Consider the following 24,722-nt stretch of genomic DNA (forward strand, 5'->3'; position numbering starts at 1 on the left):
ATGAATGCTCAGGCCGCGTTGGCCTGCATTTTCTGGACTTCCCAGTAGGATTTGAAGGCGTCTGCCCATTTGCGGCTCTGGAAGACGACTTCCTTGCACATCTGTCCGCTGGGGCGGAATGCCGTGCGCACCATCATCTGAGGCGCTTCGTCCAGATCGTGAGAAAGTTGTTCGGTAATGAAGGAGTCCAGCACGATAGACAAAAGGGCGTCTTCTTCAGGCGATCCCAAGTCCAGATCCAAGACAATGTCGTTCATTTTTTCCCCAACCATCAGGCTTTATATCCACAAAAGTGGAGTTTGTTTGTATCAAACCCTTCTACCTCAAATATTGCGGCGCAGCATAGCCGTTTTGAGACTCTTTCGGATTTTCCGTTCAGATGTGCAAAATTCGGGCAAAAAGGTCGCGCATCTCTTTGTTGCGATCCATTCTCAAGTGTGTTTCAACGGACCATCAATGCTCGAGAAGGAAAGTAGGTTCCATGAAATGGTATACACCTCTGGCTGCTGCCGTCGCGTTTGTTGCTGCGTGTGGCGGGCCGACTGAAGAACCGTCCGAACCTGCAGCGGTTGCGCCAGAGGCCACTGCGCCGGCAGAGCCTGCGGGCGTGCTGAATGTATATTCGGCGCGGCACTATGATTCCGACAAGGAGATGTACCGGAAATTCGAGGAGGAGACCGGCATTCGCGTCCGATTCCGCGAATCCGGTACGGCCGAATTGCTTGAGGCGATGAAGAATGAGGGGGACAACAGTCCCGCGGACGTCATTCTTTCGTCCGATGCTGGCACACTCTACCGGTTCATGGACGCAGGCCTGATGCAGCCGGTGGATTCGGATGTGCTGTCCGAGCGCATTCCAGAGCATTTCCGTGATCCGGAGGGGCACTGGTTCGGCCTCGCCAAGCGCTTGCGCGTGATCGTTTACGATCCGGACCGTGTTCAGCCCGACCAAGTAGACGAATATGCCGACCTTGCGAGTGCGGCCTTTGAAGGCGAGGTCTGCATGCGTTCCAGCACGAACATTTACAATCTCTCCCTGATGGGCGAGCTGGTAGACCGGCTGGGCGAGGAAACAGCGGCGGCCTGGGCGCGCAGCGTTGTGGCGAATTTCGCCCGCCAGCCGCAAGGCGGTGACACAACCCAGATCGAGGCAATTGCTGCAGGTCAGTGTTCCGTCGCGCTCGTCAATCACTATTATTGGGTGCGTATGACCCAAGGCTCCGACACCCAGCGCAACACGGTAGAAAAGACCATGTTGTCCTTCCCGCAGCAGGATAGCTGGGGCACGCACGTGAACGTGACGGGCGCAGGCGTTGCCGCCAATGCGCCGCATAAGGAAGCGGCGATCCAGTTCATCGAATGGCTGTCCGGGGAAGAGGGGCAGTTCCTGCTGACCACAGAGACCAAGGAGATCCCGCTGGTCGAGGGCGCAGAGATGCCGGTCGGTCTTGAGCGCTTGCCGTCAGACTTCAAGGAAAGTGTCTTCCCGCTCAATACGCTGGGGGAAAATCAGGCACGGGCACAAGCCATTTATGACCGGGCTGGCTGGAACTGATTTCATTTGACCAGTTTGAGCGACATTCGAAGCTTTCGGTTCAGAAGCGTTGACGGGCCCGCCTTGATGGCGGGCCTGATCATTGCGGTGCCGGTCTTCGTGACGCTGATTGCCGGACTGGTGAATGGTGGCGGCGATGCGTGGAGCCATATCCGCGACACGCTGTTGGTCGGCTATACCGGCGGCACGCTCGGCATGCTGGCCCTGACGGGGATCATGATCCTGATCACGGCTGTTCCGGCGGCCTGGCTGGTGACCATGTACCAGTTTCCGGGGCGCGGCGTGTTCGAATGGCTGCTCATCCTTCCCCTGGCTGCGCCGGGTTATGTGCTGGCCTATGCCTATGCAGATCTTATGGGCCTGATGGGGCCGTTTCAGGTCGCCATCCGGGATGTGACGGGCTTGTCGGCGCGGGACTATTGGTTTCCGGATATGCGCAACCTGCCGGGGCTTGCCTTCGTGCTGACCTGTGCCTTGTATCCTTATGTCTATCTCACGGCGCGGGCCGCCTTTGTCTCGCAATCGGTCTGCGCACTCGAAGCTGCACGCAGCCTCGGCGCCAGCAGCTTCCGGCGTTTCTGGCAGGTTGCCCTGCCAGCCGCGCGCCCGGCCATTGCCGCCGGTCTCGCGCTCGCCCTGATGGAGGCCGCGGCGGATTATGGCGCGGCGGAGTATCTGGGCGTGCCGACGCTGACCTTCGGCATCGTGCGGGCCTGGCAGAGCTTCGGCGAACCGGCCGCGGCGGCGCGACTGGCGCTGGTGCTTGTGGCCATCGTGATCGGGCTCATCCTTGCCGAACGCTACACACGCGGCCGGGCGGGCAGCCAGCAGAGCTCAACGCGCTGGCGCACAGTGTCCCGCGCGCGGTTGCCGCTCGGCGCGGGTCTGGCGGCAAGCGCCTTGTGCGGCCTGATCTTCCTTGTCGCTTTTGTTCTGCCTGTGTCGCGACTTGTCTGGCTGGTGATGGAATCCCGCGACAGCATCGCGCCCATCGGCCGGGCCTTGTTCAACACGCTGATCCTGGCGGGCTCCGGTGCAGCGCTGGCCTTCGTGCTGGCGCTGGTGATCGCACTGACCGTTCGCCAGAGCGGCCTGGTCGCAGGGTTTGCCCGGCTGATGGCGTCAACGGGCTATGCCATTCCGGGTGCGGTTCTGGCACTCGGCGCGCTGATCGTGATGGGGCAATTGGGCCTGACGCTGACCGGGGCAGGGGCGATTTTTGCGCTGGCCTGGGTCTATGCCAGCAGGTTCACTACTTCTGGCGCCGAACCGATGGTGGCTGCGCTGGGCCGGGCACCCGCCTCAATGGGCTATGCCGCGGAAAGCCTCGGCGCATCGCCGCTGCGCCGGGCGGTTTCCGTTGACCTGCCGGTCGCGCTATCAGGCGCCATGGCTGGTGCGCTGATCCTGTTTGTTGAGTCCCTGAAAGAGCTGCCCGCGACCTTGATGTTGCGGCCGTTCAATTGGGACACCCTGTCCGTGCGGGCGAACGCCTATGCCACGGATGAGCGGCTGGCGGCGGCGGCGCTGCCCTCGCTGCTGATCACACTGGCGGGCCTGTTGCCCGTGATCCTGTTGTCTTGGCGGCTGAGCCGTTCGCGTCCGGGGGATGCGGAATGAGCGTTCACCTGACGGCCCGCAACGTTTCCCGCCGCTATGGCGTGTCCACGGTTGTAAACGGGGTGAGCCTCGATCTGGAGCCGGGAAAGATCACGGCATTGCTCGGCGGATCGGGCGCGGGCAAGTCCACGCTATTGCGCCTGTTTGCCGGTCTCGAGCCTCTGGACGAGGGCGAGATCCGACTTGGGGACCAGATGTTGTCTGCGCCCGGAAAGACGGTGCCAGCAGAGAAGCGCCGCATCGGGCTGATCTTTCAGGATTTCGCTCTGTTCCCGCATCTGACGGCGGCGCAGAATGTGGCCTTTGGTCTGAAATCCCGTGGCAAGGCGGCGGCCAGAACGATCGCAGCGGAGTGGCTGGCGCGTCTGGGTCTGACGGGCCGGGCCGATGCCTATCCGCATGAATTGTCCGGCGGGGAGCAGCAGCGCGTCGCCATTGCCCGCGCGCTGGCACCTGAGCCTGCAGCGATCCTGATGGACGAGCCGTTCTCCGGCCTCGACCCGGCCCTGCGGGGCAGCGTACGCGACACGGCGCTGGCAGCCATTCGGGAAGCTGGCATTCCGGCCCTTCTGGTGACGCATGACCCGACCGAGGCGCTGGAAAGCTCCGATGCGATTGCCATTCTGCAAGGCGGGCGCCTGTTGCAGCAGGGGTTGGCGCGTGATGTTTACCTGAAACCGGACAGCGCCGCGATTGCGGCTGCGCTGGGGCCGGTCAGTCGCATCTCCGGGCCGGATATGCCTGCGGGCCTGACGGGGCAGGCCGTGCCCGCCGGATCGGAACTGGTCGTAAGGCCCGAGGGCGTCGTTCAGGACGAAACCTCGCCTGTGCGGGCGACGGTGGTGACCAGCCAGCTGACCGGGCCGCTCTGCCGATTGCTGCTGGATTGTGCGGGACAGGAGCTGGTCGCGCTGGTGCCGCGGATGACAGCGCCGAAGGCTGGTGCAGAGATCGGCATCCGGCTGGACCCCGCATTGACATTCATCTTCCAGTCAGCAGATTCCTGACATTTCCGTTAGAGTGCGAGGAATCCCTCGCCATCCGGATATGCGTCCCATAAAATCAGGGATGTAGATGTAATCAACAGGAGGCGCTCTGAATGGCGCGGAATATCCTGAAACTGGCCGCAACGGCTGCCCTGGCCGCCTTGATGGCTGCGAGTGCAACGGCGCAAAGCCTGATCCGCGATGCGGAGATCGAGGAAACCTTGCGGGACTGGACCGATCCGATCCTGGAGGTTGCGGGCCTGCAGCCGAATGATGTTGGCCTTTACCTGATCAATGACCCGTCGCTGAACGCCTTTGTGGCGAATGGCCAGAACATTCATATCCACACCGGCCTGATCATCGCGGCGGATTCCTCGCTGCAGATCAAGGGCGTGATCGGTCATGAGACGTGTCACATCGCCTGTGGCCACTCGGTCAGCCGGTCGCGCGCTGCTGGCGTGGCGATGCGTCCGGCACTGCTTTCCATCGGCCTCGGTATTCTGGCAATGGCCGCCGGAGAGGGCGGTGCAGGTGCAGCGCTGATCGGATCGTCGCAGCAATTCGCGGCGCTGAACTTCTTCACGCATACGCGTTCTGAAGAGGCGATGGCGGATGCCGCCGCAGTGGAATACCTGACCCAGCTGGGCCAGTCGCCGCGCGGCATCGTCGAATTCTTCGAGAATTTCCGTTATCAGGAAGTGCTGTCCAGCGCGCGTCGCTATCCATATTTTAGGGCGCACCCGTTGGCCTCTGACCGTATCCGCAATGTGCGGATGCTGGCCGAGGAAACCGGCTTGATGGATTTGCCGCCGACGGATGTTGAGCAGCGCCAGTATGAGATGATGCGCGCCAAGCTGATCGGCTTTCTGGACACGCCGAACAAGGTGGCGCGGGAGTATCCCGCCAGCGACCAGAGCCAGCCTGCGCGCTATGCCCGTGCCATCGCGGCAATGCAGGCGTCTGACATCAATCGCGCGCTGGAACAGGTCGAAACACTGGTCGAGGAAGACCCCGAGAACCCTTATTACTGGGAGCTGAAAGGCCAGATACTGTTCGAGAGTGGCCGGGCTGCAGAATCTGTTGCGCCTCATGCCCGCTCGCTGGAGCTGAAGCCGGGCCAGCCGCTGCTGCTCATCAATCTGGCGCGCTCCCTGAACGCACGGGATGAGCCGGGCGATGTGGACACTGCGGAAAAGGCGTTGCGCGATGCACTGCTGGCAGAGCCGAACAATGCGTTCGCCTGGGCTCAATTGGCCATCACCTACGAAAAGCAGGGGCGCCGCGCCGATGCGCAGCTGGCAACGGCGGAGTCTGCCTATGCGGTAGGAGACATTGTACGTGCCAACCGGTTTGCGCACTTCGCCGTGCAAAGCCTGGAGCCGGGCACGCCGGACTATCGCCGCGCAGACGACATCCTGCTGGTGACAGACGCCAACAATCCCGACAATCGCGACATGTATCGCCGCGGGCCGCGCCTTTCATTCTCGGCCCAATAGCCAGCGATCAACTTTGCGTCAGGCCGGATGGACGCGACGCGCCGACGCCGTATATGTGACGGCAAATCCCTCTGACCTGTGAACAGGAAGCATTCCGCATGAATTTCAAACTGACCTCAATGATGGCCGCTGGCTCCGCCCTTGCGTTGACTGCCTGCGCCGACAATTCCGCCCCCGCCGCGGCGGACCGCGAAGCGATGGAACAGGTCGTACGCGAGTACATTCTGGATAATCCGGAGATCATCGAGGAAGCGCTGATCAAGCTGGCAGCCAAACAGAAAGCGGCTGCCTCAGCGGAGGCGCAACAGGCCATCGCGAGCAATTTCGATGCGATCTACAACAATCCGGGCGACTATTCGATCGGCCCGGCAGATGCTGAGATCACCGTGGTCGAGTTCTTCGATTATCGCTGCGGCTGGTGCAAACGCTCCACCGACTGGATCCAGGCCTTGCCGAAAGAGTATGATGGCAATGTGCGCGTTGTGTTCAAGGAATTGCCGATCTTTGGCGGCATCAGCGAGACAGCTTCCCTCGCCGCGCTGGCCGCAGGCAAGCAGGACAAGTACCTTGAGTTCCATCTCGCGCTGATGGACATCAAGAACAATAACGACCTGACCGAAGCCAAGCTCGACGAGGTTGCAGAAGACGTCGGAATGAACGTCCAGAAGATGCGGGCGGACATGAAGTCGATGGATATTCAGCGCAAGCTGGCTGATTCCAAACAGCTGGCCCGGACGCTGGGCGTGGAAGCGACGCCAAGCTTCTTCATCGGCAATGAGTTCATTGAAGGCGCCAATCGTGACCGCGTGAACGAACTGATCAAGGAAGGCCTGAAAGGCTAGGCCGGATCAGGAGGGCAGCGACGTTTCGTACGGGCTGTCCAGGGAAAACATGGGGATGGTGGCGATCAGCACGCGGCCATCCTCGCCTTCCAGATCATAGGTGCCCCCCATGATGCCGGAGGGCGCAGCCAGCGGCGCGCCGGACGTATAGCTGAAACGTTCACCGGGGCCGAGCGTCGGCGTCTGGCCGATCACGCCGTCTCCATCCACTTCCTGCCGACGCCCCTCGGCATCGACAATGCGCCAATGCCGCCGGACGATGGTCCAGGTCTGTTCGCTCTCATTCTCCACATCGACCGTATAGGACCACATGAAGCGCGCGCGGGCGGGCTCTGACTCGTCGTGCATGAATTTCGGGCGAACGCGAATGCGCACGCCATCCGTTACATGCTCATACTGTGGAGGAGGAACCCGTCTGCCCATTTAGGTAAAATTCAATCCAATTCGTTCACACACTGTTAAGGGCGCGCGTCAAATCCATTACAAGATCGTCAGAATCTTCCAATCCCACGGACATGCGGATCCAGCTGCGATCTAGGCCCATTGAAGCCTGCTCGTCATCGCTCAGCGCGCGGTGTGTGGTGGAGGAGGGGTGGCAGGCCAGCGTCTTGGTGTCGCCGAGATTGTTGCAGATATCGACCAGCTCCAGCGCGTTCAGGAATTTGAATGCTTCGGCCTGACTGCCTTTCAGCGAGAAGGCGATCATCGTTCCGCCTGCGCTCATCTGGCGCTTGTGGATTTCGTAGTGCGGATGATCCTCGCGGTGTGGATAGCGCACAGCGGCAATGGCCGGATGGTCGGCGATCACATCGGCGAGGCGCGCCGCATTGCGGGTCTGCTGGTCCACGCGCAGCTTCAGCGTTTCGAGCCCCTTCAGCACGACCCAGGCGTTGAACGGCGAGGCCGCCGGGCCGAGATGGCGCAGCCACGGATCATAGATTTCTTCCATCCGCGCAGAATCACACAGGATGGCTCCGCCCATGACGCGGCCCTGTCCGTCCATATGCTTGGTGGTTGAGTAGACGACGACATCCGCGCCGAGCTCCAGCGGTTTCTGGAGGATTGGCGTGGCGAATACGTTGTCGACGACCAGCGTCGCGCCGGCCGCCTTGCAGAGTTTCGCCACGGCTTCGATGTCGACCCCATCCAGCAGGGGATTGGCCGGGCTTTCGATCAGTACGAGCTGGCAGCCCTTGGCGATCTCGCGTTCCCAGGCCTCAAGGTCTGCGCCATCGACGAACACCGTCTCAATGCCAAATTTCGGCATCTGGTTGGCGATGATCCAGCGGCACGAACCGAACAGGGCGGTGGCGGCCACAACGCGGTCACCTGCCTTCAGCGGGGCGAGGATGGCCGTGGAAATCGCCCCCATGCCGGACGCAGCGACGCGGCAAGTCTCGGCCCCTTCGATCAGGGCGAGGCGCTGCTGCAGCATTTCACACGTCGGGCTGCCATAGCGGGAGTAGACGAATCCGTCCTCTTCGCCCGCCATGCGGCGCATGGCCTGTTCGGCGCTGTCATAGGAATACCCGGAGGTCAGGTAGAGGGCTTCGGAGATCTCGCCATGCTCGGACCGCATGAGGCCGCCGCGCACAGCTTGTGTGGCGGGCTTCCAGCCCTTCTTTGCGTTCTCGCCCGGTGCGTCTGCCATGTCAGGTTGGTCCCTTGTGTTTCCTGAAGTGCGTCTTATGCCTGAGAAGGTAAGGGGTGCAAGTGATGGCCGACGATTCGGGTGTATTGTCTGATCAGGAAATCGAGGCGCTGGTGCGCGCGGAGGCGATCCGGTTTGACCTGCCTCTGGACGAGGGACAGGTTCAGCCTGCCAGCCTTGATCTGCGTCTGGCCGAGGATGCCTATCGACTGAGGGCCAGCTTCCTGCCGGGGAAGGACCGCACCGTCGCCGAAATGCTTCAGGAGCCGGGCATTCACATGCACCGGATCGACCTGACCAAGGAGGGCGCGGTTCTGGAGACGGGGTGCGTCTATCTCGTGCCGCTGATGGAATCGCTGCGCCTGCCGCCGGGCATCGCGGCGCGGGCCAATCCAAAAAGCTCCACCGGGCGGATCGACGTGTTCACGCGCCTTGTCACCAATCGGTCTCGCGCGTTTGACGAAGTGCCAACTGGTTATTCAGGGCCGCTCTATCTGGAGGTCAGCCCGCGCACCTTTCCCATCATGGTGCGGCCGGGCGACCGACTGGCGCAGATCCGGTTCAAGCGGAAGAAGCCGGAGACCCTGAAAGAGAAAATCGTTTCCATTGACCTGGAAGTGAAGGGCGACCAGCCGGTGGGCTGGCGTGCCAAGCACCATTCCGGGATCGTGGACCTGCGGGGCCTTGCGGCGCATGAGGCGAGCCAGTTCTGGGAGCCAGTCTGGCCGCGCGACGGCCGAATTGTTCTGAACCCGGAAGAATTCTACATTCTTGTCAGTCGTGAAACCGTGAAGGTTGGCGCGATGGAAGCGGCCGAGATGGCGCCGATTGCACCAGAGCTGGGCGAGTTTCGCGCGCACTATGCCGGCTTTTTCGATCCGGGCTTCGGCATGAATGACGGTGGCAGCCGCGCCGTGCTGGAAGTGCGCTCACGCGATGTGCCCTTCATTCTGGAGCATGGCCAGCCGGTCGCCAAGCTGATCTATGAGGGCATGGCCTCAAAGCCCAAGGGGCTCTATGGGGGCAAGGGCTCCAACTATCAGGGGCAGGGCCTTAGGCTCTCCAAGCATTTCCGTATCTGAAGGCGCACGCCATGAAGCTCTATTATTCCGCAACATCGCCCTATGCCCGAAAGGTTCGGGTGCTGATCATAGAGCAGGGCTTGCAAGATGCGGTCGAGTTGGTACGCGCGGATCCGATGGCGGAGAATGCGGCCACAAGGATTGGCAATCCGCTCAGCAAGATACCCGCGCTGGAGCTGGATGATGGAACGCACCTCTTCGACAGTCCGGTGATCTGTGAATACCTCGACCATCAGGCGGGCGGCGAGCCATTGCTGCCGGCGGATGGCGCGCGGTGCTGGAGCGTGCTGAAAGCGCAGGCGCTGGGCGATGGCATTCTGGACGCGGCGCTGAGCCTGGTCATGGAATCCCGCAGGACAGAGGAACAGCAATCCGAGTTCTGGCAGGCGCGGTGGATTTCCGCCATTCATCGCGGCGTGGACGATATGGCCGAAGACATCCAGGCGGATGAGGCGAGCTTCGACCTTGGCCGGATCAGTTATGCCTGCGCGCTTGGGTATCTCGACTTCCGCTTGCCGGACCTGAACTGGCGCGCGCCGCATCCGGACCTCGTGGAATGGTTTTCCGAAATCTCCCGGCGCGTGAGTTTTGTCCTGACCGTGCCGCCCGCCTAAGGCTGTTCATCCAGATTTAGCCGCATCTCGGTGATGTAGGGTTTGAAGCCGGTTTTCTCGTAGGCGCGGAGAGCGGGAGCGTTATTGCTGTAAACCTCAAGACGCAGTTCCGGCAGTCCGCGTGTGCGGGCCCATTCAGTCAGATGATCAATCAGGACACGGTTCAATCCCCTGCCGCGATGATCCGGGTGGACGAACATGAAGCCGAGATAGGCGTGATGGTCTGACGCGACATATGCTTTTGACGGGCGCTTGTGGGCGTAGCCGGTCGCGATGATGTTTCCGTCAATTTCGATCACCGCGACTTCTGCATCGTCTGACTGCACGAGTTCTCCAAGATCATAATAGCTGATCGGATCGGGCTTCAGCGTATGATCATACGGGCGCTCCGCCGCAATGATGCCTTGCTCGCAGGCTTTCAGCGCAGGCAGGTCTTCCAGCGTGGCAGAACGGACAGGATAGTTGGGATCGCTCACGCGATCAGCCTTTTGCCTTGGCCAGTTCGCGATAGACCACGCAGGCGCCGGTGCGGGTTTCGTCCGGACTGACCAGCTTGACCATTTCGGCGGCCACCTCTTCCGGGGTCGGAAGGGTCATCGGGTCTTCGCCTGGCATGGCTTCGGCGCGCATGCCGGTACGGGTGCCGCCCGGATCGAAGATGTTGGCGCGCAGCTTCATGTTTTCGTTTTCGTCCGCCCATCCGATGACGAGCGCTTCCAGCCCGGCCTTGGCGGCCTGATACGGGCCCCAGAAGGCGCGCGGATGGCGGGCGACGCTGGACGTGACGAACACGGCGCGCGGCGCATCTGACTGGTGCAGCCAGGGCGACAGGGCGCGGATCAGGTGGAAATTCGCATTGAGGTTCGTCGCAATCGTTTCCTCGAAGCTGCGTGGGCCGCATGTCTCCAGCGGGCCGAGCGTGCCCAGAATGCCGGCATTTGCGACCAGTCCGTCAAGGCGGCCGAAGCGTTCGCCAATCACCTTGCCGAGGGTCTCGATGCCTTTGGTGTCTTTCAAATCCATCGGCACAAGGACGGCTTCGCTGCCGAGCGCGCGAATCTCGTCATCCAGTTTCTGCAGGGCAGCTTTCGAGCGCGCAACGGCGATGACAATGTTGCCCTGACGGGCCAAGTCCAGCGCTGCGGCGCGGCCAATGCCACGGGACGCGCCGGTGACGAGGATGAGACGTGGGGTGTCAGTCATTCTGAAGCCTTTACAGGTCCGCTAGGCATCATCCAGCAGGGAGAGCTGGCGTTCCTTGTCGGACTCGGCGTGTTCATTGTCGACCAACAGGGTCGGATAGTCACCCGTGAAGCAATGGTCTGAGAATTGTGGCTGCATCGCGTTGCGTTCGGGCTCACCGATGGCCTTGTAGAGACCGGGCACGGAGAGAAAACCGAGCGAGTCGACTTTCAGTTCATTCGTCATTTCCTCGTGCGTGTGGATCGCCGCGAAGAGTTCGGATTTGGCCGCCATGTCGATGCCGTAGAAATCCGGGTTCACGATGGGCGGGCTGGCCGAACGGAAATGGATTTCCTTCGCGCCGGCATCGCGTACCATTTGCACGATCTTCTTCGACGTGTTGCCACGCACGATGGAGTCATCGACCAGGATGACGCGCTTGCCTTCCAGCACGGCGCGGTTCGGGCTGTGCTTCTTGGAAACGGCGCTCTGGCGACCGGTCTGGGTCGGCTGGATGAAGGTCCGTCCGACATAATGGTTCCGGATGATGCCCATCTGGAAGGGGATGCCGGACGCTTCGGAAAAGCCGAGCGCGGCCGGGACGCCGGAATCCGGAACGGGAACGATCACATCCGCCTCGGCCGGGGTTTCCGCGGCCAGCTGATGGCCCATGCGGCGGCGCACCTCATAGATGGAGCGGCCCTGCATGATGGAATCCGGACGGGCGAAATAGACATATTCGAAGACGCACGGGCTGGTCGGGCGCTTGGCGGCGAAGCGATAGGATTCGACACCCTTGTCGCTGATCACGACGATTTCGCCATTGTCCACTTCGCGCACGAACTCTGCGCCGATAATGTCCAGCGCGCAGGTTTCGGACGCCAGCACATAGGCCTCGCCCAGCTTGCCGAGGATCAGCGGACGCAGGCCCACCGGGTCACGGGCGCCGATCAGCTTCTTGCCGGTCAGGCCGACAAGCGCATAGCCGCCTTCGATTTTCTGGAGCGCGTCCACAAGCCGGTCGAGGAAGTTCTTGCCGGTGCTGCGGGCGACCAGGTGCAGGATGACTTCGGTGTCCATTGTGGACTGGAAGATCGCACCGTCCTTGACCAGGTCATGGCGCAATTTGCGGGAATTGGTCAGGTTGCCATTGTGCGCCACCGCGAACCCGCCGCCGGCGAGATCCGCGAAGATCGGCTGCACGTTCCGCAACATGGTGCGGCCTTGCGTGGAATACCGGTTGTGACCGATGGCGGCGTGGCCCGGAAGGCGCGTTCGGAGATCACCCCCGAAATGCTCACCTACCATGCCCAAATGACGTTCCGAGGGGAAGCGCTTGCCGTCAAAGGTGATCATGCCGCAGGCTTCTTGCCCGCGATGCTGGAGGGCATGCAGACCAAGCGCTGTCAGCAGGCTGGCCTCATGATTTCCATAGATACCGAAGACGCCGCATTCCTCGCGGGGCTTGTCGTCATCATGATCGAAAAGGACCATTTGAGACGCACCTCCTGAGTGACAGTTCTGCGACGAGGGCCTATTGCCCTGTTTTGCCCGCCGAGGGAAGGGCAGCTTGCACATCTTTTCCGACTTTTGACGCATTGTCGTTCACATAGTCGGCCATTTCGGCGAGCGGTGGATAGGTCAGGGAATTGAGGATGAAGTCCGGGATGCGGCTTTCATCCAGTGCCAGATTCAGCAGGACCGCGAAAAAGACCAGCGCGATGGCACCGCGTGCGATGCCGAAGAACAGGCCGGCCACATGGTCGAACATGCCGATGCCTTCCGCGCCCTGGATGTTTTTCGACAGGCGCTGGCCGAACCACGCGACCAGGACATAAACTATGATGAAGGCGAACACGACCAGGGCGAGATCGCCCAGCACGGGGTCTGCCCCTTCCGGCACCAGCGTGCGCACCGGTTCAGCAAAGAAACGACGGGCATAGTATGCGGCGGCAAGGGCGGCGATAAACGAGCCCAGCGTGGCGACTTCGCGCAAAAAGCCCCGGGCAAACGCCATGATGGCGGAAATCACGATGACCGCGACCGCAATGGCATCAAAAGCTGTAATGGACTCAAGCATTCTGGGCGTCCGGGGCGAGAAGTTGGGCAAGATCGATAAGCCGTTTAATCGGGGTGATCGTCAAGCCATCGACTGAAGTCGGGCTGCCTTCCGGCACATAGGCATGGGTGAAGCCGAGGCGCGCAGCCTCCTTCAGGCGCTGTTCCATCCGCGCCACCGGGCGAACGGCGCCGGACAGGGCGACTTCCCCGAAAAACACGCTGCGCTCTGGCACCGGCATGTCGGCAAGCGAGGTTAGCAGGGCTGCCGCCGCACCAAGGTCACCTGCCGGTTCGCCGATGCGATAGCCGCCCGCGACGGAGAGATAGACATCCATGCCCGCAAGGCTGATGCCGCAGCGCGCCTCCAGCACGGCCAGCAGCATGGCCAGGCGCCCACCATCCCAGCCGACAACGCTGCGCCGCGGCGTGCCATAGGCGGATTTGGCCACAAGGGCCTGCACTTCGGCCAGTACGGGGCGCGAGCCTTCCATCGCTGCAAAGACGGCAGCGCCGCCCTCTGCGTCCCCATCAGCGGACAGGAACAGGGCCGATGGCTCCTTCGCCGGGGCGAGGCCGTATTGGTGCATCTCGAAGATGCCGATTTCGTCTGTCGGGCCGAACCGGTTTTTCACGGCGCGCAGGATGCGGAACTGGTGGCCGCGTTCGCCCTCGAAATAGAAGACCGCATCGACCATGTGTTCCACCACGCGCGGGCCGGCAATGTTGCCTTCCTTGGTAACGTGACCAACGAGGACCAGCGCCGCGCCGGATTTCTTGGCCCAGCGGGTCAGCTCCTGCGCGCAGGCGCGAACCTGGCTGACCGAGCCGGGCGCGGCTTCCAGACTGTCAGACCACATGGTCTGGATGGAATCGATCACCACAAAGTCCGGATTGGCGGCCTTCAGCGCAGACAGGATCTTGCGCAGATCTGTTTCGGTCGCGAGGTCTACCGGGCTTTCGGCCACTTTCAGGCGCTTGGCCCGCTCCTGGATCTGGGCGGCGGCTTCTTCGCCGGAGACATAGACCGTCTTCACGCCATTGCGGGCGAGGCGCGCGGCGACCTGAAGCAGCAGGGTCGATTTGCCGATGCCGGGATCGCCGCCGATCAACGTGGCGGACGACGGCACAATGCCCCCGCCGAAGACGCGGTCGAGTTCCTCCACGCCCATCACGATGCGCGCGGGCGTTTCCGTTTCGGCGTTCAGGGCGACGAATTCAGCCTTGGACGAGCGCTTGGTGCCGGCCTTCGGCGCGGCGAGCCCGCCCGGCGCGCCACCGATGGTCTCTTCGACCAGCGTGTTCCATTCTCCGCACCCATTGCACTTGCCACTCCATTTGGAGTGAACCTCGCCACAGGATTGGCACACAAAGGCAGTCGTCGCAGTCTTGGCCATGCCGAATGAGATATGAGGGTTTGCAGGCAGGGGGAAGGGGCTGCGTTCATCCTCCCCCGCGCGCGGGGGAGGTGCCCGAAGGGCGGAGGGGGCATGACCTGACCTCCGCCCCCTCCGTCAGCCGGCTTCGCCGTCTGCCACCTCCCCCGCAGGCGGGGGAGGATCGGCGACGGATTTTCCGAGACAGGCGAAAGGCGCGATCCCCTCTGGTATCTTACCGTTCACGAGCCGCACAGCACGGGCCGGGCCGCGTGCATTGCCGGCCGTAAAGGCGAAGCTGCCATCCAGCACATCCACATTGCGCTGATAGAAGGGGATGTATCCAGACAGGAGGCGCTTCGACAGGGTGGGCTGGAATTCGAACCGTCCGGTCGAGGCGCGGCGATGGCCCTCGAACCGGCCGGTCAGGCTCACCTTGTTGATCTCCTTTGTGCCGACCAGACGCACAGGATGGCGTGCTGTGGCGGGGATCGCCGCGAAGGCTTCCTGTATCTTTTCGCCATCACCGACCACCGGAGCCGACAGGGGATCATCTGACAGGAAGACGCGCCAAGCGAGATGCAGGCCCTCATAGCGCGTCAAATCTGCCTGTTCGGTACAGGTATCGATGTGCCACTCGCCGTCGAGACGGAACTTTTCGTATTGCAGCCAGCCGGTGAAGGCGAGCGAAACAGCGGTAAACGCCACCGAGACATATTTGATAAAGTCCATCATGGCGCATCTCCCCCTGCGTGACAGCGTCGGGATAGCGCCCGAAGATCAGGTGCGGGTCAAGTGGGGGGCAGGCTTTGAGCCGTTTAGGGACTTTCTTTTCGGTCGCGCGCACAGCAACACATCTTGTCATCCCGGAAATGGTGAAGCCATTTTCCGGGACCCATTTTAACGGCAGCGCCAAGGGTCCCGGATAAACGCGGTGCGTTTTCCGGGATGACAAGAATGGAGTGCGTGGACCTGCCCGTGTTCGTTGTGCCAGCCCTAAATCGCGGGCTGGATCGGGCCGTCGGCGCGTCCGTGTACGAACTGGTCGACATGGTCGTTGCCGCTATTGTCGATGATGTTCGCCGGGCCGTGCCAGATGATCTTGCCTTCGAACAGCATGGCGATGTTGTCGGCAATCTTGCGGGCTGAGGCCATGTCATGCGTGATCGAGACCGCCGCCGCGCCGAGGCCGCGCACCTGTTCGAGGATCAGATCATTGATGGCATCTGCCGTGATCGGATCAAGCCCGGTGGTCGGCTCATCGAAGAAAATCAGGTCCGGCTTTGAAATGATGGACCGGGCGAGCGAGACGCGTTTCTGCATGCCGCCGGAGATTTCCGCCGGATAGAGATCGGCCACATCCGGGCCAAGGCGCACCTTCTTCAGCGTCTCGATGGCTTGTTCCTTGGCGTCCTTGCGGCGCATCTTGTCGACCTGTAGCAGGCGGAAGCCGACATTCTCCCAGACGGTGAGGGAGTCGAACAGCGCGCCGGACTGGAACAGCATGCCAATGCGGGCGCGCATCTTTTCGCGCGTGCGGCCGGTGGCCTTGGTGACGTCCTGCCCGTCGAAGAAGATCTTGCCAGCGGTCGGCGTCATCAGGCCGAGCGCATTCTTCAGCATCACAGATTTGCCGGAGCCGGAGCCACCGAGAATGACGAGGCTTTCGCCCTTCTGCACTTCGATGTCGACGCCCTTCAGAACCTGTTTCGATCCGAAGGATTTCTGGACGTTCTCGAGTCTCAGTATGGGCGTGCTCACAGGCCGATCTCCACGAACAGGGTGGACATGAGGTAGTTGGCGGCAAGAACAAGCACGGCAGCGCCGACCATGGAGAGCGTCGCTGCGCGGCCGACGCCGGTTGCGCCTGCCTCTGACCGATCGCCCTGATAACAGCCCATGATGGCGATCACCGCGCCGAAGACGACCGCCTTGATCAGGCCCACCAGAACATCTTCATTGGTCAGGAAGTCGAGCGTGTTGCGCAGGTAAGTGGTGGAGTCGAACCCGAGCCCGTAGACGCTGACCAGCCAGCCCCCCATGATGCCGATGATGTCCGCCACCAGCACGAGCAGGGGCAGGGCAATGATCGCGGCAAGGAAGCGCGGCGCGTAGAGATAGCGGTAGGGCGAGGCAGACAACGTCTCCAGCGCGTCGATCTGTTCGGTGACGCGCATGGCCCCGATCTCTGCCGAGATGCCAGCAGACACGCGCCCGGCCAGCATGAGGCCGGTGATCGTGGCGCCAAGCTCGCGCGTGATGCCGAGCACGACAATGCTGGGCACGAATTGTTCCGCGCCATAGCGGCTGCCGCCTTCATAAATGTTGAGGGCCAGGGCTGCGCCGATGAAGACGGCTGACAGGCCAACCACAGGCAGGGAGTAGAAGCCGATATTGACGACCTGCCGCCAGACCTGGCCGGGATACCAGCGCGGGGTAAAGGCTGCGAATTTCACGCGGCTGGCAAATACGGTCAGCCGACCGATCTCGGCGAAGAAGCCGAGCACCGCAGCGCCGATCCATTGCAGGGGATTTGGCACCCCACGCTTAGACGTAGAAACGTTCGACACGGTTGCTGAGTCCTGTAAGCAATTCATACCCTAGCGTGCCAGCGCGCGCCGCTTGATTTTCGAGTTTGGCATGCGGGCCGAGGAATTCAACGCGCGCGCCTGTTTTTGCCGCTTCGTGTGCTTTTGAAACATCAATCGTGATGAGGTCCATCGATACCCTGCCAAGCACGGGGCAGGGCGAACCGTCCAGATAGCCAATCAGCGTATTGCTGCCAGCGCGCGGGACGCCATCCGCATAGCCGAGCGCAACCGTGGCGAGTATGGCGTCCTTTTTGAGCGTATGGGTTGCGCCATAGCCGACGGTCTCTCCGGCACGGGCCTGGAACACGCTGATGATGCGGGCGTCCAGCGTGACACCCGGCTGCAGGTCTACATGGCCTGGGGCGTCCGATCCGCCATACAGCGCGATGCCCGGGCGGAGCAGGTCGAATGCATAGTCCGGCCCGAGATAGCAGCCTGCGGAATTGGCGAGGCTGGCTGGCGTATCCGGGAAAGCCTCCGCGATCTGCGTGAAGCGGTCGAGCTGAGTCTGGTTGAGGGGATGATCTGGTTCGTCCGCGCAGGCCAGATGGCTCATCACCAGAACCGGTTGCAGCTTTTTCAGGGCATCGAGCTGCGTTTCGATCATGGCCGGGGGCAGGCCGAGCCGATTGATGCCGGTGTCAAAGTGCAGCGCGCACGGGCCGATGCCATTGCGGGTCCAGAGATCCACTTGATCCACACTGGAAAGGACCGGTGTCAGCCCGGACTCACGATACGACCGGAAGTCTCTGGCGGCGGGGCCGTTCAGCACGAAGATGCGGGGCGCCGCGCCCAGCGTTCTGCGGACCATGACGCCTTCTTCGATATGGGCGACGAAGAACGTGCTGCAGCCAGCTTTCGACAGGGTCTCGGATACTCTCAGCGCGCCGAGCCCATACCCGTTGGCCTTCACCACGGCCGCCGTTGTGGCGCCGGGGTGCAGCTGGTCAATCGCCTGCCAATTGGCAACAATATGGGGCAGGTGGACCGTGGCGCGGGGACGGAAGCTCATGCAACACTCCGATAAAAGCGTTTGACCGGCGTGTCATCTACACAAAGCCGTCAGCTCCGCTCCTGATGCTCCAGCCAGGCGGAGCCTTTCATGTTCCAGACGGGGGTGAAGAAGACCATCCAGAGGATCAGTGCGATCATGCCGCCCGCCGGAACGATAGCGATGCGCTGCGGGCCGAACAGGTCGACCAGCGCGCCCATGATGGCCGCGCCAAACGGCGCACCTGCCATGAAGCCCAACTGGTAGATCGACAGGACGCGGGCCAGCTTTTCCTTCGGTGCAGCGTCCTGCACGATGGAGCGGCTCATCGCGATGGAGATGCCGGCGGCCAGCCCCCAGATGAAGACAATGCCGAGAAAGGCAAAGTGCGGCACGCGCCACATCATGGCGAGGATGCTGAGCGAGGCGAGGAATTGCGCGATCAGCAGCAGGCGGCCCTGACGCTTGATGCGCTTGAAGATGGACAGGACAACCGAGGAAACGAACGCTCCCATCCAGAAGGTGACGAACATGTCCCGGATGCCGTCTGAGCCGAAACCGTACACATCCCGGTTTACGATCGGCAACACGACAAGAAACGCGCCGATCACGAAGATGCCAACACCGAACATCAGCGCCGTCATGGCCCAGAGTTTTCCGTCAGAGCGCACGGCGTGGAAGCCGTCTGCGATGTCTGCCAGTGCGGATTTGATGCCCTTGCCGCCAGTCACGATCTGTCTGCCGCGTCCAAGCCACAGTGCAAAGCCTGCGCCCAGTGCGAGGATCATGCCCTGAATGGCCAGAAGCTGTTCCGCAGGGATCGGGCCGATCCCGAACCCGCCAAGCCAATCCGGCATCAGCGTGCGCTTGTCGGCATAGCCGCCGACGATCAAGCCGCCGATCTGAGCAAGGAATTGCGCCATCGTGGCGAGCGTCACGCCGAGTTGCAGGGTCACACCGGAGCCGACACGCATGCGACGCTCGACGACTTCGTTCACAATCGAATCGCGCGCGGGCATCATGAATGCGCCGACGGTTCCGATGGTCAGGCCGTAGACAATCATCGCCGGATAGGAAAGCTCGCCGCGAGAGACCGCGAAGGCCAGCAACAGGGCAGGAGCGGCGGCCAGCAGGTGCAGGATGATCAAAAGCCGCTTGCCGTCTGCGCGCTCCGCCACGACGCCGCCGATCAGCAGGAAGATTACCGACGGTGCCGACAAGGCCATATTGGCAAGGCCGAGCGCCAGCCCGTCCATGTGCAGGTGTTCCTGACCCGTGATCAGGTAAGGGAACAGAACCATCTGGAGACCGAAGGCCATGAACCAGCTGAGCTGGACCATCAGATAGGCGGGCAGTTCGATCTTCACGCCGCGGCGCAGTCGGCGCGCCCGCCAGTGATTGGCCGTGGCCAGCAGGGATGCGCCGGCGCCGATCGCGCCGCTGACCCCGCTGACGGGGGACGAGATGTCTTCGGCCGCGTCCTCGGCCATCTCGTCAATCAGGTCATCCATCTTGTCTGACATGCCCACTCCGGAACGATTGGCGGGACTGTATGGAGGTGGTCCCGACATGGAAAGCCCCCGGGAGTGCGACACCTGAGAGCCAATGTCCATGACCGATGCGCAAGAATCGGGTGGGTCGCCATACGCAGATATGCTGAGGAGGAGGCGAACATTGGAGACCAGTTATGATTTCACAAGCCGACCGCGCCGCCCGTTTTACAGCCCTGCACGAACAGGATGGCATGTTTCTGATGCCCAATCCCTGGGACGTCGGATCTGCCAAAATCCTGGCAGGTCTTGGGTACAAGGCCCTGGCAACAACCAGTTCGGGCTTCGCTGCCACCGAAGGATTGGAAGACTATCAGGTGACTCGCGACATGAAGATGGCGCACATCGCCAGATTGGCGTCCGCAACTGACCTGCCATTGAGTGCGGATCTGGAGAATGGTTTCGGAGATACGCCCGAAGACTGCGCCGAGACCATCCGGCTTGGTGCGAATGCCGGGCTGGTGGGCGGGTCCATCGAAGACTTCACCCGCAACCCGGACGCGCCGCAGTATGAGATTGCGAGAGCCGCTGATCGCGTGCGCGCCGCGGTCGAGGCTGCGCGGGCCCTGCCGTTTCATTTCACACTGACCGCACGGGCGGAGAATTTCTTCACCGGCATTCCGGACCTGGCCGACACGATCGCCCGTCTCCAGGCCTATCAGGACGCCGGAGCGGATGTGCTTTACGCGCCCGGCCTGAGATCGGTCGACGACGTTCGGACGGTGGTCTCAAGCGTCGACCGTCCCGTCAATGTGCTGGCCATTCCCGGCATGTTTCCGTTTACCCTTCCTGACCTGGAAGCGGCGGGCGTGAAACGGGCCAGCCTTGGCCCACTTCTGCTCAATACGGCTTACAGTGCGCTGGCCCATGCGGCTGACGAGATTCTCAATCAGAGGACGTTCTCCTATCAGTCGCAACCATTCGCCACGCAGGAATGGGCAAGTCTGATGGCCAGGACATGATCAGCGCGATGTCACGTTAACTTCGCGCATGCCTGAGTTGCCACGGCCGGAGGCTATGGTTAGCTTCCGCCTAACGGCCTCCCGGCGAAAGGAATGTAGAATGCGTTTGTTCCGGCATCTCGTGAGTTGGGCACTGGCCCTGTTTCTGGTGGCGATGTTCATTCACGCGAACATTCACCCCCTGCCAAACCCGCCTGAAGGCATGGTGAAATTCTTCGATCCGCCGGGCGAGAACATCGTGTTCCAGACCATCGCCACGAATTCGGGCATCAGCCTGTACGAGCCGACCGGGCGCGTTGTTGTGGGCATCATTGAGCTGATCGCTGCGCTGTTCCTGATCCTGCCAATGACCCGGCGGTTCGGCGCATTCCTGTCGGCAGGGATTCTGGGCGGGGCAGTGGCCATGCACCTGTCGCCCTGGCTTGGCAGGGAAGTGCCTGTCTCGCTGGACCCTCAAAACACGTCCACCGATGGCGGCATGTTGTTCATGCTGGCGATTCTGATGCTCGTGTGCAGCCTTCTGGTGATGGTAGTACACCCGAGCGCAAAAGACCGGGGCTGACGCGGCGCATATATTTCCACAGACCGTTAACCGTTTCCTGCAACAGTTTTCTTTACAACGAAGACGGTCGCACTGATGGAAGATCAACTGGAACCCCAGCCGGCGCAACAGACCGGGCGTGCCCGTAACGCCCTGTTCCGGCGTTTATTGGACCTTGTGTCGATGCCGGCATCGCGTCTGGCGCACCAGGACCGGCATATGGTGGGCGACATCCTGCTGGAAGTCCTGTTTCATGCCGAAGAAGCCGAACGCGAAATGTGCGCCCGTCGTTTGGCGACGCATCGCGAAGCGCCGAAACGCGTCCTGAGATATCTTGGCCAGTGTTCCTTTCAGGTGGCCCGCCACGTGCTGGAGGGCAATGAAGGCTTTGATGCGTGCGATTTGCGGGAAATCTGCATGTCCGGCACAGCGGAGCACCGTCAGATCATCGCCCAGCGCAAGCAGGTGCCGGAATCGGTGTGTGAGTATCTTGCGGAGTTTGCCGAGATCCCGGCGGTCCGTGACATGCTGACGAACAACGGGGCGATCCTGCCTGAGCAGGCCATCGACAAGCTGGTCGTTCGCTCACGCGGGGAGGAAAGCCTGTGCGACCTGCTGGTTGAGCGGCTGGAGACCAAGCCTTCCCAGGCCATGGCCATGTTCTGGTGGAGCGACAGCGCCACACGCCGCAAGATCCTGCAACGTCACGCTGCCGACCGGTTGGAAGTGATCGACACGTGCCGGGATGTGTTCGAGCTTGCCGCCGAGGAAAACTGGTCCGATCCCGTGACGCGCAAGGCATTGCAGCTGATCGAACGCCGTCAGCGCAACCGCGCAGCTATAGACAAGAGTCCGTATGACAGCCTCGAAGACGCGATCAACGCCTCGGCGCTGAACGGGATGGATTCCGAGCTGGCGCAGGAAATCGGTTATCTTGCGGGCCTGAAGCCCGTGACCGCAGCGAAGATCCTGACCGACAAGGGCGGGGAGGGGATTGCTGTGCTCTGCAAGGGAACAGGCGTGAACAGGGAATTCCTGCCGGTCCTGTGGGCTGGGCTGAAGCGGCCGCTGCAGACGGAAGATGGCGAAATCGACCCGCAATTCGCCAAGGTGTCCGATATTTTCGAAATCATGACCGTCGCCAAGGCGCAGACAACGCTGCGCTACTGGAACTGGTCGCTGTCGTCCGCATTCTCGCCAAACGCGCTCGCCTCGGCGATTGATGACGTCCCGGCGAATGAGGAGGCCAGCTTCTCCTCGCCGCAACGCACCGTCCGGCTCGTTTTTGGCAGGTAAGGGCAGAAAACCGTCCGAAAAGCACTTTTCAAGTCGACCGCAGACCTTTAGGTCAGGGCGTTCATCCTATTGGGTCATCTGCGAAAGGGGCACGCGTGGCGTACTTTCTGGGGTTGCTGGTTGCACTGGTTGGCTTCTGGCTGGGCATGTCCGGCCATTACTCTCCTCTCTTGTTGTCGCTGGGCGCTGTTTCTGTCGCCGTCTGTATGATCCTGGCCTATCGGCTTGATATTATTGACCGTGAAGGTGCGCCCTATGTGCGCATTGTCGGCTTCGCGCTGTATTTCCCCTGGCTGATGGTGGAGATCGCAAAGTCCAACTGGGCCGTCGTGAAGGCCTGCCTCAAGGCGGATCTCGATATCGCTCCGGCCTTGGTGAAGGTTAAGACCGCTTGCGAGTCAGACCTTGCAAAGGTGACGTTCGCCAATTCCATCACGCTGACGCCGGGCACGGTGACGGTCGAGATTGAGGGCGACAAGATGCTGGTCCATGCGCTGTACGAACAGTCGGCTCAGCCTGAAGCTTTTGCAGAAATGGACCGCCGCTCCCGCGAGGCCGCAGATGGCAAGAGGAGACCTGCATGACCGCCGCCGCCCTGATTGCTGTCCTGTTCGGGATGTTGCTTCTGCTGATCCGCGCGATCGCAGGGCCGACCCTGTATGACCGTGTGCTCGCCGTGAACTCGTTCGGCACGAAGACTGTGCTGGCGCTTGGCCTGCTGGGCTTTGTGATGGGGCGCCCTCAATTCCTGGACATCGCCATTCTCTACGCGCTGATCAACTTCGTAGCGACGATCGCGATCCTCAAATTCTTCCGGTACCGGTCTTTCCAGGTGCCGCTGGTCCGTCGCGGGCAGGGAGGTGGCAATGGCTGATTTGGTCGTATCAATCGCTGAATGGTGGCAGGTTGTGCGCTTTCCGCTCGGCGCAGCGCTTTGCCTGGGCGGCGCGCTGCTCTGTGTGGTGGGCACGGTTGGTGTCCTGCGGTTCCCGGATTTCTACACACGGCTCCACGCGGCCAGTGTAACCGATACGTCAGGCGCGACGCTGCTTCTGTTTGGCATGGCGCTGATGGCGCCGGACTGGATGGTTGTCAGCAAGTTGGTCGCGATCTTCGTCTTCATCTACCTGACCAGCCCGGCCTCGTCGCATGCGGCAGCCAATGCGGCGCACACGGCTGGCCTGCAGCCGCTGATCGGGCCTGTCGACACACATGACAAGGAAGGACTGGATTCCTGATGGCCATGAGTGAACCAGATATCGGCCTCGCGCTGGTCAATATTGTCCTGCTGGGCCTTCTCTTCGTAGTGGCCATTGCGATCGCACGGCTTCGCAGCCTGTTTGCCATTGTGATGCTGTCTGGCATTTATTCGCTTGTCTCCGCGGTCTGGTACGTCGCCGTAGACGCTGTGGATGTCGGCTTTACAGAGGCTGCTGTTGGCGCGGGCATGTCTACCGCCGTTCTGCTTGGCGCCATGCTGCTGACGTCGCGCACCGCCAAGCCGGAGAAATCGCTACGCCAGCTCGGGCCACTGCTCGTCTGCATCGCGACCGGCATCATGCTGATCTATGCAACGGTCGATTTGCCGGCTGTGGGTGATCCGAACTCCCCGGCGAATACGGGCGTTGGCCTGACCTATCTGCGTGTGGCCTGGTACGATACCGGCATCGAGAACGTGGTTACGCCAGTTCTGGGCAGCTATCGCGGCTTTGATACGTTGGGCGAGACAACCGTTGTGTTCGTGGCGGGTATCGCCGTTGCGCTGTTGCTGGGTTTTGGCGAGCGATCCCTGGCCGAGACCATCCGCAACGAAGACAAGAATCTGTCGAAGAACGCCCCGAAATCTGATGCCGAAGACGAGGAGAGCGACTCATGAAGAGCGACCATCACGTCATCCTGCGCGTCATTACCAAGACGCTTATCCCGGTCATTGTCCTGTACGGCCTGTACGTTCAGTTTCATGGCGATTTCGGTCCGGGCGGCGGCTTCCAGGCCGGTGTGATCCTGGCTGTGGGCGTCATTCTTTACGCGCTTGTCTTCGGGGTTCCCTCCGCCATGCGGGCCGTGCCGCCAGCCTTTACCCGCTCGGTCGCCGCCATCGGTGTGCTGCTGTATGCGGGTGTTGGTTTCTGGGCGTTGCTTCAGGGCGGACAGTATCTTGAATATCAAGCGCTTTTCCAGGAAGAGCCCGGCGGCCATCATGGCCAGCATGTGGGCATCATCCTGATCGAACTGGGCGTACTGTTCGGCGTTTCGGGGGCCATGCTGACGATCTTCTATGCCTTTGCTGGCCGCGTGGCCGAAATCCGCGACGAGGACTGGTAGGCCG

The 24,722-nt window shown here is 61.8% G+C and carries 28 protein-coding genes; 15 read left to right on the forward strand and 13 right to left on the reverse strand.

Going from position 1 to position 24,722, the window contains the following annotated elements; genetic code table 11:
• Positions 1-8 precede the first annotated feature (8 nt).
• On the reverse strand, positions 9-257 hold the full coding sequence (locus HF931_RS08715; protein ID WP_035555572.1) for a hypothetical protein: 249 nt from the start codon (positions 255-257) through the stop codon (positions 9-11).
• A 224-nt stretch (positions 258-481) separates the two neighbouring features.
• On the opposite strand from HF931_RS08715, the gene HF931_RS08720 reads away from it, so the two are divergent.
• From HF931_RS08720 to HF931_RS08740, 5 genes are all read left to right on the forward strand, one after another.
• Entirely contained in the window at positions 482-1,555 is a 1,074-nt protein-coding gene (locus HF931_RS08720) for an extracellular solute-binding protein (RefSeq protein WP_035555575.1), read from the forward strand.
• A 6-nt stretch (positions 1,556-1,561) separates the two neighbouring features.
• Positions 1,562-3,175, forward strand: a complete 1,614-nt coding sequence (locus HF931_RS08725) for an ABC transporter permease (protein ID WP_273243157.1) — start codon at positions 1,562-1,564, stop codon at positions 3,173-3,175.
• Positions 3,172-4,182 (forward strand): ABC transporter ATP-binding protein, encoded by a 1,011-nt coding sequence (locus tag HF931_RS08730; RefSeq protein ID WP_035555580.1) that lies wholly within the window; start codon positions 3,172-3,174, stop codon positions 4,180-4,182. The genes HF931_RS08725 and HF931_RS08730 overlap by 4 nt, the downstream gene beginning before the upstream one ends.
• 92 nt (positions 4,183-4,274) lie before the next feature.
• Entirely contained in the window at positions 4,275-5,657 is a 1,383-nt protein-coding gene (locus tag HF931_RS08735) for a M48 family metalloprotease (RefSeq protein ID WP_035555583.1), read from the forward strand.
• Between the two features lie 98 nt (positions 5,658-5,755).
• Positions 5,756-6,499, forward strand: a complete 744-nt coding sequence (locus tag HF931_RS08740; RefSeq protein ID WP_035555586.1) for a DsbA family protein — start codon at positions 5,756-5,758, stop codon at positions 6,497-6,499.
• Between the two features lie 6 nt (positions 6,500-6,505).
• Here the strand turns inward: HF931_RS08740 and apaG are convergent, their stop codons facing one another.
• Positions 6,506-6,922 (reverse strand): Co2+/Mg2+ efflux protein ApaG, encoded by a 417-nt coding sequence (gene apaG, locus HF931_RS08745; RefSeq protein WP_035555589.1) that lies wholly within the window; start codon positions 6,920-6,922, stop codon positions 6,506-6,508.
• 25 nt (positions 6,923-6,947) lie between these two features.
• Positions 6,948-8,150 (reverse strand): O-succinylhomoserine sulfhydrylase, encoded by a 1,203-nt coding sequence (metZ, locus tag HF931_RS08750; RefSeq protein WP_273243158.1) that lies wholly within the window; start codon positions 8,148-8,150, stop codon positions 6,948-6,950.
• Positions 8,151-8,215: 65 nt separating this feature from the next.
• On the opposite strand from metZ, the gene HF931_RS08755 reads away from it, so the two are divergent.
• A complete protein-coding gene (locus HF931_RS08755; protein WP_035555593.1) occupies positions 8,216-9,232 on the forward strand; it encodes a 2'-deoxycytidine 5'-triphosphate deaminase in 1,017 nt (338 codons plus the stop codon).
• An 11-nt stretch (positions 9,233-9,243) separates the two neighbouring features.
• Positions 9,244-9,846 carry a glutathione S-transferase N-terminal domain-containing protein gene (locus tag HF931_RS08760; protein WP_273243159.1) on the forward strand — a complete coding sequence of 201 codons (603 nt, stop codon included), beginning with the start codon at positions 9,244-9,246 and terminating at the stop codon, positions 9,844-9,846.
• Here the strand turns inward: HF931_RS08760 and HF931_RS08765 are convergent.
• From HF931_RS08765 to HF931_RS08810, 10 genes are all read right to left on the reverse strand, one after another.
• The gene (locus HF931_RS08765; RefSeq protein WP_273243160.1) at positions 9,843-10,322 is read right to left on the reverse strand and encodes a GNAT family N-acetyltransferase; all 480 of its coding nucleotides are present in this window, start codon (positions 10,320-10,322) and stop codon (positions 9,843-9,845) included. The two genes, HF931_RS08760 and HF931_RS08765, sit on opposite strands and share 4 nt — an antisense overlap.
• A gap of 4 nt (positions 10,323-10,326) precedes the next feature.
• A complete protein-coding gene (locus HF931_RS08770; RefSeq protein ID WP_035555602.1) occupies positions 10,327-11,049 on the reverse strand; it encodes an SDR family NAD(P)-dependent oxidoreductase in 723 nt (240 codons plus the stop codon).
• 21 nt (positions 11,050-11,070) lie between these two features.
• Positions 11,071-12,522, reverse strand: coding sequence for an amidophosphoribosyltransferase (purF, locus tag HF931_RS08775; RefSeq protein WP_035555604.1), 1,452 nt, complete (start codon positions 12,520-12,522; stop codon positions 11,071-11,073).
• A 40-nt stretch (positions 12,523-12,562) separates the two neighbouring features.
• On the reverse strand, positions 12,563-13,108 hold the full coding sequence (locus tag HF931_RS08780) for a CvpA family protein (RefSeq protein ID WP_035555607.1): 546 nt from the start codon (positions 13,106-13,108) through the stop codon (positions 12,563-12,565).
• Positions 13,101-14,483, reverse strand: coding sequence for a DNA repair protein RadA (gene radA, locus HF931_RS08785; RefSeq protein WP_035555610.1), 1,383 nt, complete (start codon positions 14,481-14,483; stop codon positions 13,101-13,103). The genes HF931_RS08780 and radA overlap by 8 nt, the downstream gene beginning before the upstream one ends.
• Before the next feature lie 117 nt (positions 14,484-14,600).
• Positions 14,601-15,197, reverse strand: a complete 597-nt coding sequence (locus tag HF931_RS08790) for a hypothetical protein (RefSeq protein ID WP_272981612.1) — start codon at positions 15,195-15,197, stop codon at positions 14,601-14,603.
• A gap of 261 nt (positions 15,198-15,458) precedes the next feature.
• Positions 15,459-16,223, reverse strand: coding sequence for an ABC transporter ATP-binding protein (locus HF931_RS08795; protein ID WP_027837996.1), 765 nt, complete (start codon positions 16,221-16,223; stop codon positions 15,459-15,461).
• On the reverse strand, positions 16,220-17,032 hold the full coding sequence (locus HF931_RS08800) for an MlaE family ABC transporter permease (protein ID WP_035555617.1): 813 nt from the start codon (positions 17,030-17,032) through the stop codon (positions 16,220-16,222). The genes HF931_RS08795 and HF931_RS08800 overlap by 4 nt, the downstream gene beginning before the upstream one ends.
• Complete coding sequence (gene alr, locus HF931_RS08805) at positions 17,010-18,065, reverse strand: alanine racemase (RefSeq protein ID WP_035555619.1); 1,056 nt, start codon at positions 18,063-18,065, stop codon at positions 17,010-17,012. Before alr ends, HF931_RS08800 begins: the two co-directional genes overlap by 23 nt.
• Before the next feature lie 50 nt (positions 18,066-18,115).
• Positions 18,116-19,567 carry an MFS transporter gene (locus HF931_RS08810; RefSeq protein ID WP_035555622.1) on the reverse strand — a complete coding sequence of 484 codons (1,452 nt, stop codon included), beginning with the start codon at positions 19,565-19,567 and terminating at the stop codon, positions 18,116-18,118.
• 164 nt (positions 19,568-19,731) lie between these two features.
• On the opposite strand from HF931_RS08810, the gene HF931_RS08815 reads away from it, so the two are divergent.
• The 8 genes from HF931_RS08815 (at position 19,732) to HF931_RS08850 (ending at position 24,718) form a co-directional block, all read left to right on the forward strand.
• The gene (locus HF931_RS08815) at positions 19,732-20,556 is read left to right on the forward strand and encodes an isocitrate lyase/PEP mutase family protein (RefSeq protein ID WP_273243166.1); all 825 of its coding nucleotides are present in this window, start codon (positions 19,732-19,734) and stop codon (positions 20,554-20,556) included.
• Between the two features lie 100 nt (positions 20,557-20,656).
• Positions 20,657-21,118 (forward strand): DoxX family protein, encoded by a 462-nt coding sequence (locus HF931_RS08820; protein WP_035555629.1) that lies wholly within the window; start codon positions 20,657-20,659, stop codon positions 21,116-21,118.
• A 75-nt stretch (positions 21,119-21,193) separates the two neighbouring features.
• Positions 21,194-22,393 (forward strand): DUF2336 domain-containing protein, encoded by a 1,200-nt coding sequence (locus HF931_RS08825; RefSeq protein WP_035555632.1) that lies wholly within the window; start codon positions 21,194-21,196, stop codon positions 22,391-22,393.
• Between the two features lie 95 nt (positions 22,394-22,488).
• Positions 22,489-22,977, forward strand: coding sequence for a Na+/H+ antiporter subunit E (locus tag HF931_RS08830; RefSeq protein ID WP_035555636.1), 489 nt, complete (start codon positions 22,489-22,491; stop codon positions 22,975-22,977).
• Complete coding sequence (locus HF931_RS08835; RefSeq protein WP_035555640.1) at positions 22,974-23,267, forward strand: monovalent cation/H+ antiporter complex subunit F; 294 nt, start codon at positions 22,974-22,976, stop codon at positions 23,265-23,267. The genes HF931_RS08830 and HF931_RS08835 overlap by 4 nt, the downstream gene beginning before the upstream one ends.
• Complete coding sequence (gene mnhG, locus HF931_RS08840; protein ID WP_035555642.1) at positions 23,260-23,631, forward strand: monovalent cation/H(+) antiporter subunit G; 372 nt, start codon at positions 23,260-23,262, stop codon at positions 23,629-23,631. The genes HF931_RS08835 and mnhG overlap by 8 nt, the downstream gene beginning before the upstream one ends.
• Before the next feature lie 5 nt (positions 23,632-23,636).
• Positions 23,637-24,269, forward strand: coding sequence for a DUF4040 domain-containing protein (locus tag HF931_RS08845; protein ID WP_051602943.1), 633 nt, complete (start codon positions 23,637-23,639; stop codon positions 24,267-24,269).
• A complete protein-coding gene (locus HF931_RS08850) occupies positions 24,266-24,718 on the forward strand; it encodes a Na(+)/H(+) antiporter subunit B (protein ID WP_035555645.1) in 453 nt (150 codons plus the stop codon). Before HF931_RS08845 ends, HF931_RS08850 begins: the two co-directional genes overlap by 4 nt.
• Positions 24,719-24,722 lie beyond the last annotated feature (4 nt).

The sequence above is a fragment of the Hyphomonas atlantica corrig. genome, assembly GCF_017795365.1.
Taxonomy (GTDB): domain Bacteria; phylum Pseudomonadota; class Alphaproteobacteria; order Caulobacterales; family Hyphomonadaceae; genus Hyphomonas; species Hyphomonas atlantica.